This is a genomic window from Christiangramia pacifica (assembly GCF_057221535.1).
This window is the reverse complement of the sequence record NZ_CM170146.1, coordinates 1,851,093-1,867,163: the sequence shown is the minus strand read 5'-3', so window position 1 is coordinate 1,867,163 and position 16,071 is coordinate 1,851,093. Positions and strand designations below refer to the sequence as shown.

General features: G+C 38.1%; 16 protein-coding genes. 12 read left to right on the top strand and 4 right to left on the bottom strand.

Features of this window, described 5'->3' with window-relative positions; all coding sequences use genetic code 11:
- Nucleotides 1–93: 93 nt before the first annotated feature.
- Together AC2S94_RS08670 and AC2S94_RS08665 are read left to right on the top strand one after the other, a co-directional pair.
- On the top strand, nucleotides 94–1,884 hold the full coding sequence (locus AC2S94_RS08670; RefSeq protein ID WP_484628214.1) for a TrkH family potassium uptake protein: 1,791 nt from the start codon (nucleotides 94–96) through the stop codon (nucleotides 1,882–1,884).
- A gap of 10 nt (nucleotides 1,885–1,894) precedes the next feature.
- A complete protein-coding gene (locus tag AC2S94_RS08665) occupies nucleotides 1,895–2,602 on the top strand; it encodes a potassium channel family protein (protein ID WP_484628213.1) in 708 nt (235 codons plus the stop codon).
- 1 nt (nucleotide 2,603) lies between these two features.
- On the opposite strand, the gene AC2S94_RS08660 is transcribed toward AC2S94_RS08665, so the two are convergent.
- Nucleotides 2,604–2,942 (bottom strand): tRNA-binding protein, encoded by a 339-nt coding sequence (locus tag AC2S94_RS08660; protein WP_484628212.1) that lies wholly within the window; start codon nucleotides 2,940–2,942, stop codon nucleotides 2,604–2,606.
- Nucleotides 2,943–3,007: 65 nt separating this feature from the next.
- Here AC2S94_RS08660 and AC2S94_RS08655 point away from each other — a divergent pair, with 65 nt between their 5' ends.
- Complete coding sequence (locus AC2S94_RS08655) at nucleotides 3,008–3,565, top strand: thioredoxin family protein (RefSeq protein ID WP_484628211.1); 558 nt, start codon at nucleotides 3,008–3,010, stop codon at nucleotides 3,563–3,565.
- A 97-nt stretch (nucleotides 3,566–3,662) separates the two neighbouring features.
- Nucleotides 3,663–4,307, top strand: a complete 645-nt coding sequence (locus AC2S94_RS08650; RefSeq protein ID WP_484628210.1) for a peroxiredoxin — start codon at nucleotides 3,663–3,665, stop codon at nucleotides 4,305–4,307.
- A 32-nt stretch (nucleotides 4,308–4,339) separates the two neighbouring features.
- On the opposite strand, the gene AC2S94_RS08645 is transcribed toward AC2S94_RS08650, so the two are convergent.
- The 3 genes from AC2S94_RS08645 to AC2S94_RS08635 all read right to left on the bottom strand — a co-directional run bounded on the left by AC2S94_RS08645 (nucleotide 4,340) and on the right by AC2S94_RS08635 (nucleotide 7,549).
- On the bottom strand, nucleotides 4,340–4,885 hold the full coding sequence (locus AC2S94_RS08645) for a YfiT family bacillithiol transferase (RefSeq protein WP_484628209.1): 546 nt from the start codon (nucleotides 4,883–4,885) through the stop codon (nucleotides 4,340–4,342).
- A 63-nt stretch (nucleotides 4,886–4,948) separates the two neighbouring features.
- Nucleotides 4,949–5,881 carry a peptidylprolyl isomerase gene (locus tag AC2S94_RS08640; RefSeq protein ID WP_484628208.1) on the bottom strand — a complete coding sequence of 311 codons (933 nt, stop codon included), beginning with the start codon at nucleotides 5,879–5,881 and terminating at the stop codon, nucleotides 4,949–4,951.
- A gap of 36 nt (nucleotides 5,882–5,917) precedes the next feature.
- Nucleotides 5,918–7,549, bottom strand: coding sequence for an amidohydrolase (locus AC2S94_RS08635; RefSeq protein WP_484628207.1), 1,632 nt, complete (start codon nucleotides 7,547–7,549; stop codon nucleotides 5,918–5,920).
- Between the two features lie 322 nt (nucleotides 7,550–7,871).
- Here AC2S94_RS08635 and AC2S94_RS08630 point away from each other — a divergent pair, with 322 nt between their 5' ends.
- The 8 genes from AC2S94_RS08630 to AC2S94_RS08595 all read left to right on the top strand — a co-directional run bounded on the left by AC2S94_RS08630 (nucleotide 7,872) and on the right by AC2S94_RS08595 (nucleotide 16,066).
- On the top strand, nucleotides 7,872–8,918 hold the full coding sequence (locus AC2S94_RS08630) for a hypothetical protein (RefSeq protein ID WP_484628206.1): 1,047 nt from the start codon (nucleotides 7,872–7,874) through the stop codon (nucleotides 8,916–8,918).
- Between the two features lie 14 nt (nucleotides 8,919–8,932).
- Nucleotides 8,933–10,348 (top strand): MBOAT family O-acyltransferase, encoded by a 1,416-nt coding sequence (locus tag AC2S94_RS08625; protein ID WP_484628205.1) that lies wholly within the window; start codon nucleotides 8,933–8,935, stop codon nucleotides 10,346–10,348.
- Entirely contained in the window at nucleotides 10,348–11,193 is an 846-nt protein-coding gene (locus AC2S94_RS08620; RefSeq protein WP_484628204.1) for a DUF6090 family protein, read from the top strand. The genes AC2S94_RS08625 and AC2S94_RS08620 overlap by 1 nt, the downstream gene beginning before the upstream one ends.
- 3 nt (nucleotides 11,194–11,196) lie before the next feature.
- On the top strand, nucleotides 11,197–12,225 hold the full coding sequence (locus AC2S94_RS08615; RefSeq protein WP_484628203.1) for a DUF6090 family protein: 1,029 nt from the start codon (nucleotides 11,197–11,199) through the stop codon (nucleotides 12,223–12,225).
- Nucleotides 12,218–12,952 carry a DUF6090 family protein gene (locus AC2S94_RS08610; protein ID WP_484628202.1) on the top strand — a complete coding sequence of 245 codons (735 nt, stop codon included), beginning with the start codon at nucleotides 12,218–12,220 and terminating at the stop codon, nucleotides 12,950–12,952. Before AC2S94_RS08615 ends, AC2S94_RS08610 begins: the two co-directional genes overlap by 8 nt.
- 10 nt (nucleotides 12,953–12,962) lie before the next feature.
- On the top strand, nucleotides 12,963–13,742 hold the full coding sequence (locus AC2S94_RS08605) for a hypothetical protein (RefSeq protein WP_484628201.1): 780 nt from the start codon (nucleotides 12,963–12,965) through the stop codon (nucleotides 13,740–13,742).
- A gap of 143 nt (nucleotides 13,743–13,885) precedes the next feature.
- Nucleotides 13,886–15,277, top strand: a complete 1,392-nt coding sequence (locus AC2S94_RS08600) for an amidohydrolase family protein (RefSeq protein ID WP_484628200.1) — start codon at nucleotides 13,886–13,888, stop codon at nucleotides 15,275–15,277.
- Nucleotides 15,278–15,322: 45 nt separating this feature from the next.
- A complete protein-coding gene (locus AC2S94_RS08595) occupies nucleotides 15,323–16,066 on the top strand; it encodes a DUF6090 family protein (protein ID WP_484628199.1) in 744 nt (247 codons plus the stop codon).
- Nucleotides 16,067–16,071 lie beyond the last annotated feature (5 nt).

Sequence of the window (16,071 nt, the reverse complement as noted above, 5' to 3'; positions counted from 1 at the left end):
ATAAGACTAAAGATCAGAAAAAGTCCGGAAGTCTCATTTCGGACTTTTTTGATTTTAGATAATTTTCCTGTACATGCTAAAAACTACTTTTAAGTGAAATTTTCAGGATTCAGAAGCTGGCTTCAAAATGAAAGGTTTCTAATTTATTTAAACCGATTTTCATTTCTATTGAGTCTGGCAACCGTATTAGTTGCTATCTACGATCTTGGATTCAGACACCAGCAGTACGAAGAAGAAAAATTGAATCACTTTTATTTCGGTGCTCTTATTATTGGAGTGACCGCTATTCTACTTAGATATTTTCTCTTCCGGATCCATTTTCGACTGAAAGTGAGAATTTTTGATGCTATTCTGGGAACACTTTTCATCCTTCTCATCTTTATTAAGATTGAAGGTGTGTTGGAAAATTTGCCCGTGATGCAGTTCATGAACAAGATGATCTACGTTTATCTTGCCGGGTTCATATATTTTATCAGGGAATTTTCTACGGTAGAGTTTAGCTTCAACAATCAATATCTCAATCCAGCACAATTGTTCATCAGTAGTTTTTTGCTGATTATTCTTGCTGGAACTGCGCTGTTGATGTTACCCAAGGCAACTCATGATGGGATCAGTCTACTGGATGCGCTATTCACTTCAACCAGCGCGGTTTGCGTTACCGGTCTCATCGTGGTAGACACTGGCTCGTATTTTACACTTTTTGGCCAGACAGTTATTCTATTCCTGATGCAGATTGGCGGACTTGGTATTATGACCTTCGCCAGTTATTTCAGTTATTTTTTCCGGGGGCAAACTTCTTATCAAAACCAGCTGATGCTAAAAGATGCTACTAATTCTGAAAAGATTGGGGAAGTATTCAGTGTGCTTAAAAAGATCCTGTTTATTACTTTCATTGTGGAATTCCTGGGTGGTTTGATAATCTATTTCAGCCTGAATAAATCTGAAATCGGTCATATTGGAGACCGGCTTTTCTTTTCTATTTTCCACGCGGTTAGCGGCTTTTGTAATGCAGGTTTTTCAACCCTTGAAAACAGCCTTTACGAACCAGAATTCCGGTTCAATTATCCCTTGCACCTGGCCATCGCCTTTTTATTCATCTTAGGAGGAATTGGGTTTCCTATAGTGCTGAATATTTACAAATACTGTAAATACATCTTAAAGAACATTTTTCTGAAATTATCAAGAAAAAAGCCTCTGCCCTATTCTCCATGGGTAATCAACCTCAACACCAGGATCGTGATCGTTACTACACTGACGCTTCTAATTGTGGGTACCAGCGGATTTTATTTTTTCGAATACAATAATACTTTAGCGGAACATAACTGGTTTGGAAAGATCGTTACAGCATTTTTTGGCGCAGCCACTCCCAGAACCGCAGGATTTAATACCGTTGACATGGGCGCGCTCAATTTCAGTACGCTTATGATGATGTTCCTGCTAATGTGGGTTGGAGCTTCACCAGCTTCTACCGGAGGTGGTATAAAAACGAGTACGATCGCGGTGGCTACACTTAATTTTTTCAGTCTCGCCAGAGGAAAAGACAGGATCGAGGTATACCGAAGAGAAATTTCCCAGGCTTCCGTGAGAAGAGCTTTCGCGATCATATCCTTATCCCTTATGGTGATAGGGTTTTCTATTTTTCTAATCGCGACCTTCGATCAGGATAAAACGCTGTTGAGTATCGCTTTTGAATCATTTTCAGCATATAGTACGGTTGGACTTTCAACAGGGATAACCTCAGACCTCTCTTCAGCATCAAAAATAGTATTGGTTTTTACCATGTTTATTGGTAGGGTGAGCATGCTTACTTTATTGATCGCGATGCTTAGAAGGGTAAAACATCTTAATTATCGATATCCAACCGACGAAATATTAATCAACTAAACGAATTATTATGAAATACATAGTGGTAGGACTTGGAGTTTTTGGAGCGTCAATCGCTGAAAAGCTTGCCGAAATGGGGAATGAAGTGATTGGTGTTGATATTAGTATGAGTAAAGTTGAAGGTATCAAGGAAAAGATCACTCACGCGATAAGCCTGGATGCTACAGATATGGAAGCTGTAAAAAACCTTCCGCTGGAAGACTGTGATATCGTTATCATTGGAATAGGTGAAGATAAAGGCGCCAATATCATGGCGGCGGCACTAATGAAGCAAATGCATGTGAAAAGACTTATTAGCCGCGCTGTAGATCCATTGCAACGAATGGTGCTGGAGACGATGGGCATTGACGAGATTATTCATCCGGAAAAAGAAACTGCCGACCGTTGGGCCCAAAGATTAAATCTTGAAGGTGTGGTAGATAGCTTCGAGCTGGATAGCAATTTCAGTATTGTGGAAACCAAGATCCCGAAAGAATATCATGAAAAAACCATTAAGGAACTGAATATTAAGGACCAGTTCAATATACTTATTCTAACCACCATGAATGTGTCAAGGTCAAGGAACGAATTAGGGGCAGAAACTGAAAAAGCTTCCGTACAGGGAATTGCTAAAGCAGATACTGTTCTTTACAAAGATGAGATCATGGTGCTTTACGGGCATAATAAAGACATCAAGAATCTGCTGGAGGAGCATAGAAAATTTAAAGAAGGAATGTAAATTAAGCTATTTTGGAGCCATTGGGCATTTTTTGATCTGGAGATAGCAAAACAACATCTTTATTTTCACCCAGAACTCCCAACACCAGGCATTCACTTTTAAATCCGGCTATTCTTTTTACAGGAAAATTTACCACAGCGATGATCTGTCTTCCGGGTAATTCTGCACTTGTATATCTTCTGGTGATCTGCGCAGAAGATCTTTTAATTCCTATTTTTTCTCCAAAATCTATAGTTAGTTTGTAAGCAGGATCCCGTGCTTCAGGGAAATCTTCCACTTCTGTGATCGTCCCCACACGCATTTCTACCTTTTCAAAATCATTCCAGCTTATCTCTCCCATCTGTAAATTTTAAGAAGTACAAAATAGAGAATATTCAACATTAATAATTAATTTTAAGAAAAAAGATGTCGCTTACTCCTTCAAATATGATCAGCCTCGGAACTAAGGCTCCAGATTTTAAACTGATGGATACCAGAACTGAACATTTGGTCACGCTTGATGAAATAAAGGGAGAAAGAGGAACGCTTATCATGTTTCTATGCAACCACTGCCCTTTCGTAAAACACGTTAATGAAGAGATCGTTAGAATTGCCAATGAATACCGCCAGCTTGGATTTGGATTTGCAGCGATTATGAGCAATGATATTACTAAATATTCGCAAGATAGTCCCGAAAACATGAAAGAACACGCAGCCAGGCATCAGTATTCATTTCCTTATTTATTTGATGGCACACAAGAAATTGCCAAAGCCTACAAAGCAGCCTGCACACCAGATTTTTTCCTTTTTGATGCTGAATTAAAATTGATCTATCGAGGTCAGTTAGATGATAGTAGACCTGGAAACGGGATTCACCCGAACGGAAGGGATCTGCGTGAAGCCATGGACTCAGTTTTGAACAACCGCATGGTGAATGAAGACCAGAAACCCAGTATCGGGTGTAACATAAAATGGAAAGATTAATTTAACGCACCCTTTCATTTAAAGTAGTTTATTTTCTTTAATTTTATAATTCCTATGGATTTAATAGGTTATTAATTTATTTAAAAATTTGTTTATTATGAGTGATTTGAAATTAGGAGACAAAGCCCCGAATTTTGATGCCGAAACTTCGGAAGGTGAGATCAATTTTTACGATTACCTGGGAGATAGCTGGGGAATTTTATTTTCTCACCCGGCAGATTACACCCCGGTTTGCACTACCGAATTAGGGACCGTAGCCAATTATAAAGCTGAGTTTGAAAAAAGAGATGTAAAAGTGATGGCTTTAAGTGTGGATGGTGTTGAATCTCATAAAGGCTGGATTAAGGATATTAATGAGACTCAAAATACCACGGTGAATTTTCCCATCATCGCAGATGAAGACCGAAAAGTTTCTGACCTCTATGGAATGATTCACCCAAAGGCTGATGATACCCTAACCGTAAGATCTGTTTTTGTGATTGCACCAGACAAAAGCATTAAAATGACGCTTACATATCCTGCAAGTACCGGAAGAAATTTTGACGAGTTACTTCGAGTAATAGACTCACTGCAACTAACCGCATACAACAAAGTTGCAACTCCGGCAAACTGGAAGCACGGAGAAGATGTGGTGATAAGTCCTTCAGTGAGTAATGAGGATGCAGATAAAATGTTTCCGAAAGGTTATAAAACCATAAAACCATATTTGAGAATGACTTCTCAACCGGAATTAAAAAAGTAATATTTTTTCTATTTGAATTTGCTGAGGCTGGATCAATTCCAGCCTTTTCTTTTTAATAGATTGTCTAAATGGGCGAAGTGATGCCTTCCATGCCAGGAATAATTTGCCAGACTCTCTTTTAAGGTATACCTGTAACCGGATTCAGGATGAACAAAGGTTTTCTCAAAATCTGAAATGCTCATGTTTTCCAGCAGAATAACCCACTTAGCATGCAGCGCACTTATAAAATCAAGAGAAATATCAACCGGCGCAAATTTTGAATCATATAGATCAGCAAAAGACTTTTCGTCGTAAGCCTTAATTGTAGGCCCATTTTCGGTTAAGGCCCACTTAAATCGAAGCAACGCGCTCATATGACTATCAGCAATGTGATGAATTAATTGCTTTAATGTCCATCCTTCAGGCCGGTATGGAGTATCCAATTGCTCTTTGGAAAGATGCTTTACAGACGCCTTCAGTTTTACCGGAAGCTCACTTATATCATTAATCCAATTATTGATTTCTTTGGCAGTTATCTGCTCCGGCATTTTAAGTTTTCCGATGGGATATCTTAAATCTTCAATTTCAGCTGTAGTCATATTTAAAAATAAAAAAACGCGCTGAGGGGTCAGCGCGTTTTATATTTATTTTAAGCTATAATTTTATTTTACAGCCATCAGCTCCACATCAAAGATAAGAACTGCATTTGGTGGTATCACGCCACCGGCACCTCTTTCGCCATAAGCAAGATCTGATGGAATGACCAGCCTGGCTTTGTCTCCAACTTCAAGAAGCTGAATACCTTCATCCCAACCTGGGATCACATGCCCTACTCCAATTGGAAATTCAAGTGGTTTATTTCTTTTGTATGAAGAGTCGAAAACAGTACCGTCTGCCAGCTGTCCTTTATAATGCACGGAAACAGTCTTTCCTTTTTCAGCTTTGGCTCCATCACCTTTTTGAATTATCTTGTAACGTAAACCGCTCTTAGTTTTGTCAAAACCGGCAGCAAGCTTTTCTACTTCAGCTTCAGTTTTCTTTTTCTCTTCTTCAATTCGCCTGGCTTTTTCTGCATTGAAATTGTGAAATGCCTCAGCAGCATCAAAACTTTTAGCAGCGCTACCTTCGCGAATGATCTCTACTTTGTCCAGTTTATCTCCCTGCTGTATTTTATCTACCACGTCCTGGCCTTCCACGACATTTCCAAAAACAGTATGCTTTCCGTCTAACCAAGGTGTCTCCACGTGAGTGATAAAAAACTGACTCCCATTAGTTCCGGGACCAGCGTTGGCCATGGAAAGTTTTCCTGGAGCATCATGCTTTAGTTCCGGATGGATCTCATCATCGAACTGATATCCCGGCCCGCCGGCTCCAGTCCCTTGAGGATCTCCTCCCTGAATCATAAAATCTGGAATTACCCGGTGAAATTTGAGTCCGTCGTAATAAGGCTCTCCATTTTCTTTTGGGTTATTTTCTATTTTCCCTTCTGCAAGACCAACAAAGTTTCCTACAGTTCCAGGAGTTTTTTCATATTCCAGTTCCACAAGGATCTCACCTTTGGAAGTATGAAATTTTGCATATAATCCGTCGTTCATTTTATTAAATTTTGATAAAGGGCAAAGATACCCAGTTTAATTTTTATAGACCTGTTCCCCATTAACAAAAGTTGAGATCACTTTCGTATCTGGAACACTATCGATTTCTACTTCCATGATATCCCTGTCCAGAATCACAAAATCGGCGAATTTTCCAACTTCAATACTTCCTTTCTCCTTTTCTTCAAAATTGGAATAAGCAGCCCAAATGGTCATTCCCTTTAGTGTTTCTTCCCTGCTTAACGCCTGGTCTTTCATAAATCCATTTTCAGGATAGTTATCGGTATCCTGTCTATCTACTGAAGCATAAAATGTAAGAAATGGGTTTACCTGCTCTACCGGAAAATCGGTTCCTAAAGCAACCATTCCAGCCTGATCTAAAAGTTTTTTGTAAGCATAAGCTCCCTTGATCCTTTCTGCGCCTAACCGGTCTTCAGCCCAATACATATCACTAGTGGCATGGGTTGGTTGAATGGATGGCAAAATATTCGGGCTGAAATATTTAAAATCTGCTGAATCAATCACCTGGGAATGCTCTACTCTCCATCGTCTGTCTTCACCATCACTCAGTAAAGAATCGTAGGTTTTCAAAACTATGTAGTTGGCAGAATCACCAATTGCATGCGTATTTAATTGATATTCAGATTTAGCGATTCGTTTAGCAGTTTCCTTGAATTCTGAAACGGGTGAAAGTAGCGCTCCAAAATGATCTGGCCGATCTGAATATTCTTCCTTCAAAGCTGCACCTCTGGAACCTAAAGCGCCATCCCCATAAAATTTAACCGATCTTACGTTCAGTCGGTCGGTTTTAAAAGGCTTTTTATCCAGGTAAAAATCCAGGTTTTCTTTAGTATTACTGATCATCGCATAAAGCCTGATCTTCAATTTATCGGAATTATTTAAACTATCTATCAGCTCGATCACCTGCCTGTCTATTCCTGCATCATCCACCGTGGTTAATCCGTAGCTGAAACAGATCTCCTGAGCGGCTAACAACGCCTTTGCCTGTGTTCTATGGTCTACATCATCGGTGATCTTTTCAATAAGCATCATCGGATTATCTACCAGGATACCGGTAAGCTTGCCATCTTTTTGTTCTATATCGCCACCTTCAAATTTAGTTTCTGTGGTAATATTGGCCTTATCTAGTGCCGCCTGGTTTACCAGCATGGCATGACCATCTATTCTCGTAAGCGCTACAGGGGTATCAGGAAAAAGATCGTCCAGGGTATCTTTTACCGGGAATTCTTTTAATTCCCAGTCATTTTGATCCCATCCACGACCTACGATAAAATCCACCGAATTCTTCTGCTGAAACTCAACCACTTTAATTACTGCTTCCTCAAAACTTTTTGTTCCGGTAAGATCTACCCTTTGCTGCTGCATACCCAATCCGTAAAAATGGGCATGGGCGTCAATAAGCCCAGGATAAACCGGTTTTCCTTCCGCATCAATTTCCTGATTAACTTCATATTTATCTTTTAATGCATCGAATTTTCCAATTTCCAGGAATTTTCCATCCTTTACTACGAAAGCTTCCGCTTTACTGAACTGTTCGTCTACCGTATAAATGTTGGCATTGTATATCAAAAGATCTGCTTCCTCTTTTTTTGAGTCACAGGAAATAATTGAAATGCTAAGTATTATTAGTGTAAATATTCTTTTCATAGATCGAATTTTAGGGTCCTCAAATTCCGATTTTTAAATGGATTAGAAAAATTGTTTTTATGAAGCTTTGATTTAATCCTTAGAGATCACTAAATGAACACCAAATAATTCAATTTAAATTTTATGTAACTGATAATCAATTTTTTGTACATTTAAGGATTCTTTAACTTTTAGCTGCTAAATCAAAAATAACTCCCTACTAATGAAATTTCGACCAGCCCGAATAAGGAATGTTTGTGATTAAATAACGAAGAAGGAATATCGAGCTCAATGATTTATGGTATTTGAAATAGGGTAACAACTATCAACCATAATAGAGAATATGAATTTAAAAACCTCTCTACTAATTGCCATAGGTCTTAGCCTTACCGCAATTGTCGCCTGGGAAATCTACTGGCGAAACCAAGGTGCTTTTCCAAACCTTGATAGTGATAATGAACTTTGGGCATTACAGCGAGCAAAAGTTCCTGACAAATCTAAAGAGGATGTGGTTCTGGTTGGTTCTTCCAGGATCTTTTTTGATATCCAATTACAGACCTGGAAAGATATAACCGGGAAAATGCCGGTTCAATTGGCCATAGAGGGAACTTCACCATTGTACACCTTTGACGATATTGCCAGGAATTCTGAATTTGACGGAACCGTGATCGTAGGTGTCACTCCAGGATTATTCTTTTCCACAGTTTTTCCTGAAGCAGGTCCACATGAAGAAGCTTTTGGAGCCATCAAGCACTTTAAAGAGCGTACCTACGCACAAAGACTTAATCATCTAATCTCTTTACCGATCCAGAACAATGTTGCTTTTGCAAATTCTTACCGTGGAACGGGCGGAAGCAAATTGCAGACGATCCTCAATGATTGGAAAAAAGGCGGTACACGTATTTCAGATCCAATGCCTCCATTTCCAAATTTCGGACAGGTGGACCATAATCGTAATTTAAGAATGAGAGATAACTACGCTAACGATACCAGCGAAGCAAGGAAGATCAAGAACGTATGGAAATTTTTTGCAACCAGTGCTCCAAGGGACAGAAAGCCTCAAATAAAAGAGACTACGCAGCATTTCATTGAAAACGCAAAGTTAATTACTGAAAGAGGTGGCAAAGTGATCCTACTTCGAGCTCCGTCTACAGGATGGTTGTATGAAGCTGAAAAAAAGTTTCTGCCACGAAAAAATGGTTGGGACTACCTGGTGCAAACCTCTGGATTACCCGCTTATCACTTTAAAGATTATCCACAACTGGATCAATTTGAATGTCCGGAGTGGTCGCACCTTTCCGGGCCACAGGGAGAGATATTTACGGAAGAATTTGTAAAAATTCTTATTGCTGATGGTCATATAAAATCATCAACCCAAAGTAACAACTAACCAAAAAACTTTATATGTTATTCAACTCCTTAGGTTTTATCGTTTTCCTGGTAATCGTCCTGGCCTTATATTATTCTAAATTTTTGGGTTGGAACGGTAAAAAACTCATGCTTTTACTGGCGAGCTACATCTTTTACGGATTATGGAATCCGCCGCTGGTAATACTACTTTGGATTTCCACAATGGTAGACTGGACTGCCGGTAACAAACTCGCGGTTCTGGAAGATGAACGAAAAAGAAAATTCTGGCTTATACTAAGCATGTTGGTAAATCTTGGCTTCCTGGCCTTCTTTAAATACGGGAATTTCCTGTTGGAAAATTTTGTGATTCTTACCGGTTTCGTTGGAATGAATTATAAGCCTGAACCTATGGACATCATTCTACCCATGGGAATATCTTTCTACACATTTCAAACTATGTCTTATACCATAGATATGTATTATAAGAAGATGAAACCGGCAAAAACCTTCCTGGATTTCGCACTATATGTCACATTTTTTCCGCAGCTGGTTGCCGGGCCAATTGTAAGAGCCAGTGAATTGATCTCCCAGTTCTATGAACCAAAAAAAGCTACAGTAAACCAGTTTTTGTGGGGGTGCTTTTTGCTTACCATTGGCCTATTTCAAAAAGTGGTCATGGCCGATACTTTACTATCTGAAACATCAGACAAAGTTTTTGGTGCTGGAAAATTATTGCATTCACTCGATGCCTGGACGGGGACGCTGGCATTTTCTGGACAAATTTTCTTTGATTTTGCCGGCTATTCTACCTGTGCCATCGGGATTGCCTTAATGCTGGGAATTATATTACCAGACAACTTCCGGTATCCTTATGCTGCCATAGGATTTTCAGATCTGTGGAGACGCTGGCATATTTCCCTTTCAACTTGGTTAAGAGATTATTTATACATTCCATTAGGAGGAAACAGACACGGAATTACGAGAATGTACGTGGCATTAATTCTTACCATGCTTCTTGGAGGTCTATGGCATGGCGCCGCCTGGACATTTGTTATTTGGGGAGCTTTACATGGACTGTTTTTAGTGATAGAAAGAATGCTCAAAGGAAAACTCAAATTTAAACTGAACGTTTTTACCGGCATTCTGATGGCTCTCCTCACTTACTTCTGTGTAAATATCACCTGGGTATTTTTCAGGGCCAGAGATTTTCTTTCGGCAAAAAATATGATCTTATCCATGTTCTTTATAGAAAGGGATGGAGAAAAGGTTTTACAGTATTTTGATATTTATAAAGTTCTGCTGGTTATTACTCTGTTATTTATTTGCCATTGGATAATGCGGAATACAAGCATGAAAGAGGTCGCAGGAAAAACGCCAGCTACGACCCTGGGAATCATATGGGCTATATTGATCTTTTTGATCGTTGCTGCGCAGGGAAGCAGTGACCAGTTCATTTATTTCCAATTCTAATGATCAAATTCTTTAGAAATATCCGCCGCCGTCTGCTTCGAGAATATAGATTCACGAGATATCTGATTTATGCTATCGGTGAAATTATACTAGTTGTTATTGGGATTTTGATTGCGCTTGAAATAAATGAATGGAACAACGAAAGAAATAGACAGCAATGGGAAAATGAAGTTCTATCTCAGGTTCGTACAGACTTAAACCAATCCCATGGAGAACTTATTGAAATTTCTGCTTTTTATCTGGAAATGGCCAAGGCCAGCGCAAATGTTTTGAGAATTTTCTGGAAAGACGAAATTCCTTATAAAAAAGATTCACTGAGAGATCTACTTTATATGGTAAGAGGAAGCCGTGTTTACAGCCCTCCCCTAGGAAACATGAAGGCATTAATGAATTCAGGTAAAATCGACTTAGTGAACGATCCTGAAATAAGAACGGCTATCAATACTTATCTTGAAAAGATTGATTATTCACTTAAAGACGTAGACCGTTACGAGGAGACCTATTTTCGAAAGGCACAGGAAAAACTGGCGAATACCTTAACCGATGATATCAGGACGTTTGAAGAGGTAATTGAGAGAAATAAAAAAATTCAGGTATTGGCAGAAACTGATAAAGATGTTCAGGAATTCCTGGCCTCTGATCTCAATACCATACCTCTGGAAATCGACCGGATCCCTTTTCCTATTCAACCTGAAGAATTGTTTCAAAGCAAAGACGTATTTATTGCCTTTAGATGGTACCTCATTGCTCACAGAAACAGGCATCTTCGCTATGAAGATATGTTGGATTACACCAACGATCTACTGAAAGTTCTAAATAATAGCGTACAGGAAAGAGACCAATAAACCATGATCAAATTCTTTAGAAATATCCGCCAGCGTTTGCTTCGTGAAAATCGTTTCACCAAATATCTTATTTATGCGATTGGAGAAATCGTCCTAGTAGTCATTGGAATTTTGATCGCCCTGCAGATAGGTGATTTTAATGAACAGCGCAAAAAAGACGAGGAAGCTAGAAAAATTTTGATACAAATCCAGGATGAGTTGTTAAACACAGTTCAGGGCTTGGAAAGACAAAGAAAAGCCTACAGAGAAAGGGATTCTCTTAGCGATATTATAATGGCTGATACGCTGGAAGTCTCAGATTATATGGACATAAAAAATCGAAAATTCTCCAATATAACTTTTCAATACATTCCTTTTAGAATTCAGAAGGAGGGCTATAAATCATACATCAGTAAAGTAGATCAGTTTTCAGGTAAATATAGCAAACTGGAACCAGCACTAAAAAGTCATTATTTAGATTATGAATTCTATTTTGAAGGTTTTCAAAACACACTAAAAGAGTTACAACATCGCCAAATGACCTATGCCAGGCATCAGAACTGGTTTAGAGAAGTTTTATATAGTACGCCGCTAAGTAAGGAATACGCAGAATATTTAGCCAACAACCAACTTTTCAAAAATGAAGTATGGGAGTTCCAGAATAATATTTACTGGAATGTCTCTGTAGGATTAATGATCCAAAAAACGGCAATCGACCTTTATAAGAAAATTCACGAGATCACCAATTACCCCATTGAGTTACCGGAACAAGTGAAAAATTTCTATGAGTCCAAATCCGAAAAATATATAAATAATCTTGTTGGAACATATGCATCTGAAAACGACAGCCTACAGCCGCCAACAAGGATTAGCTATAAAAATGATTCACTAAAGGTTGATGGTTATACAGCCTATTTCCTGGATGATAATGAGATTTTATATAGCCCGAGACCACTTGGAGCTGAAATTTATCGGTTTGAACCTCAAACTAAAACATTAATTTCTTCCACTTTATTTGACCAACCTGATAGACTAAAAAAAGTGAATGATTAAATTCTTTAGAAATATCCGCCGCCGTCTGCTTAGTGAAAACCGTTTTACCAGATACCTTATTTATGCCATCGGGGAAATTATACTTGTGGTCATCGGAATTTTGATCGCCTTGCAGGTAAATAATTGGAATGAAAGTAGAAAAACAGCCAAGGCAGAGCAAGGATACTTAAAATCCTTAAAATCTGATTTTTATAGAGATATCAAAGCCCAGGATTCTATTATCGACATTCTGAATGTAAAAATTTCGAACCTGGACAGTTTGACAACAGAGGTTAAAAAATTCGGAGAAAATATCAATTATAATAAGGCACTGGCCCATTATTCTTATGCCTTCGGTTTTCCTGAATTCGTTTCGAACGATCATACCCTTGAAACACTTAAAAGTAACGGTAATGTTGAAGCTGTCTCAGATGAAAATCTTCGTGTTGATTTACTGGATTATTACGATGATGTAGAGGTCTATTACAGGGAGCAAACCGCTGCAACTGAAATTATGCTTGATATATTAATAAATTCTCACCTATTTGACTTGATGGGGCTTCGGGAGGAAAAATACTTAAATCAGGAGTGGTTCTCAAATCTAACTAAAAAAGAGGTGAATGAGTTTACAAATAAGGCTTTTGCATACACCATGATTATATATAGCTTAAGAGATAGATTGCAGAATATGAGAAAAAAAGCTATGCAAATAGATAAGAATATCTCTATATCTCAAAAAGAAAATTGAATACCAAATAATGATCAAATTGTTCAGAAATATCCGCCGGCGTCTGCTACGGGAAAATCGTTTCACGCGCTACCTGATTTATGCAATTGGTGAAATCATCCTGGTAGTTATTGGGATTTTGATCGCCTTACAGATCAATAACTGGAATGAAAATAGAAAACAGAATTTTAAGGCAACTCAATTACATCAACAGTTATATGAAGAGCTTGAGAGAACTCAGAATATCTATATTCGAATTAATCAAAACCTAAATAACTATGTAGAGTTTCTGGAATATATAATCGACCATTGGAATTCACTAGATTATGATGATCTTAATAATCAATTGGAAACATACGGCTATAGCGATCAACCTCTTAGTCTTCTAACATATATTACATGGTATTCCCAATTTAATGACATAAGTAATGAAATCTATAATAAATCTGTGAATGAAGGTTCAATATCTTTGATTGATCCAGCTTTTGTAGTCGAACTTTCAGATGTTTATGTGGGCAAAAAATTTAGGCTCAATCAGTTTATTGAACAGGAATACGAGTTAGCTCAAAATATTACAAAACGTATTAGTGAAAAGCATGGCGAACTATTTAAAGAGGGAGATAGATTAGATTCTAAAGACTGGGATAGAAAAACCTATTTGAGCTTTCTGAAAAATATACAAAATGATGGAAATTTGCGGTTTCTTCTGGATAGTAAACTACAACTCAATCAGGCAAGGATTCTGTTAGTATCCTGGCAAATAAATAATATTCAAAATACTTTAGATAAATTTCCACCAACATCTGATTAAAAACTTTGGAAAAATTCGCTGGCGGATGTTTCCGGGAAATCGCTTTACGAGATACCTAATAAACCCTATTGGAAAAATGATCGCGGTTTTTATCGTAAATTAATTCCGCAATAAGATTTTCCGAAATCATCAATCTCATTATAATGAAAAAATTATTATTCCTGTTTTTTATCACTTTGATTGCCTGCAATAAGGAACCTGAAAATGTAGACCTGTTAATTACAAATGCCACTGTACTTGATATTGAGCAGAACAAGAAATGGGTAAACAGGTTTGTTGCCATTCGTAATGATACCATAGTAGCGGTAAAAACAATGCGCGACAGCGATGATTTTACGGCAATCGAAACATATGATGCTAAAGGCGGTTTTGTAATGCCTGGTCTTTGGGATAATCATGTACATTTTAGAGGAGGCGATACCTTGGCATCTGAAAATAAAAACCTTTTACCACTATTTCTGAAATATGGAGTAACCAGCGTACGTGATGCTGGTGGCGATATCAGCGAATCTGTGTTTAAGTGGAAAGAGGAGATCCAAAATGGGGAACTTCAGGGTCCGCGTATATTTTCCTCCGGTCCAAAACTGGATGGTGAAAATCCTGCCTGGCCCGGATCAATTTCTATAACTTTGGAAGATGATGTTCAGAAAGCTTTGGATTCACTGAAGAAATTAAATGCCGATTATGTAAAAATTTATGACGGTAGTATTACCAAAGAAATGTATTACGAGATAATCAAAGAGGCTGAAAAAAGAAAGATGAAAGTAACCGGGCATATGCCCATGGCTGCAGATGTGACTGAGGCGGTGAAATTTGGTCTGGACGGAAATGAACATTTGTATTATGTAATGAAGGCCACCTCAGCCAAAAAAGATAGTATTGAAAAGGCAAAATCGGGATATTCTATGATCATTCCTCTGGCCCAGACTTACAATGATTCTGTAGCTGAAGTAGTTTTCGATGAACTTGCTGAATCTGATTTTTATGTTACTCCCACTTTAAATATTGGGAATATACTGAAGGATCTTGCCGATGCAGATCATACCGAAGATGAATTGCTGGAATTCATCGGGCCTGGAATTCAGGAAACCTATCAGGGCAGAATCATGTCTGCAAAGAGGGCGAAAGAATCAGGTTCCAGCATGCGGGATTATACAGAAAATGTATTTCAAAAGATGATAAGACCAATGTATGATTCAGGAATTAAGATCCTGGCAGGATCAGATTGCGGACCATACAATTCTTTTGTTTACCCCGGAGAATCTTTACATCAGGAGCTTAAAGCCCTAGTGGAAGCAGGCCTGAATACCCAGGAAGCCTTACTTACTTCCATTAAGAACGGGCCTAGATTTTTCGATCTGCAAAATATGTTTGTAAGAATTGATAAAGGAAGGGTAGCAGATCTTATTATCCTGACTGAGAATCCAATGGAAAATATTGAGAATCTTGAATCTATCGATGCCGTAGTGACTAAAAATAAAGTATTGAAAGTTTCAGAAATAAAGGCAGGAAGCGCTAATTCAGCTCAGAAATAGGAAGCTAAATTTTTTATAGCATTTCAAATTCTGAAATATGTAAAAATGAAATTCTTCAAAAATATACGCCGACGTTTGATCCGTGAAAATCGTTTCACGAGATATCTTATTTATGCTATCGGGGAAATTATTCTGGTGGTTATTGGGATTCTCATCGCTTTGCAAATCGATGAGTGGAACGATCAAAGAAAAAAATTTAAAGATGAAAAAGCTACCGTGGCGAGTCTTCAACTTGAATTTGAAAAAAATCTGGTAGACCTAAGATCAACAATGGGTGGATTAAATGCTTTCATCCAGTCTGGCAATCTTTTATTGGAACATACAGGACCGGAATATCACGACGGAACTCTGCAAAATGTAGATAGCCTGATTAGTATGACTTCTAGGATGGCGGTTTGGGATCCAAGCTTATATACTTTGGAAAGTATCAAAAACTCCGGAAAATTGTCCAGCCTTTCCAATCAGGAGCTGAAAATCAAATTGATAGAATGGGAAAGTTTTTATTCCAATTTACTGGATTGGGGTGATTTTTATGTGGAACGAGGACATCATTATTTCGATTACCTGGAAGCAAATGCAATCAACAGAAACCTGAATTCCGGGGAAAGACTGAACATCAAACGATCAAAATTTAAAGGTAATAATGAAGAATTACTTCGCCTGCAAGATTTTGAAAGTATTCTTACCAACCGGGTTGTTCATCACACATTTATGCTAGGATTTTATCGGGAAGGTGAAAAATTACTGGAAGAAATTATTGGTGAATGTAAGAGCTATGAAGAAGAGTGAAATCT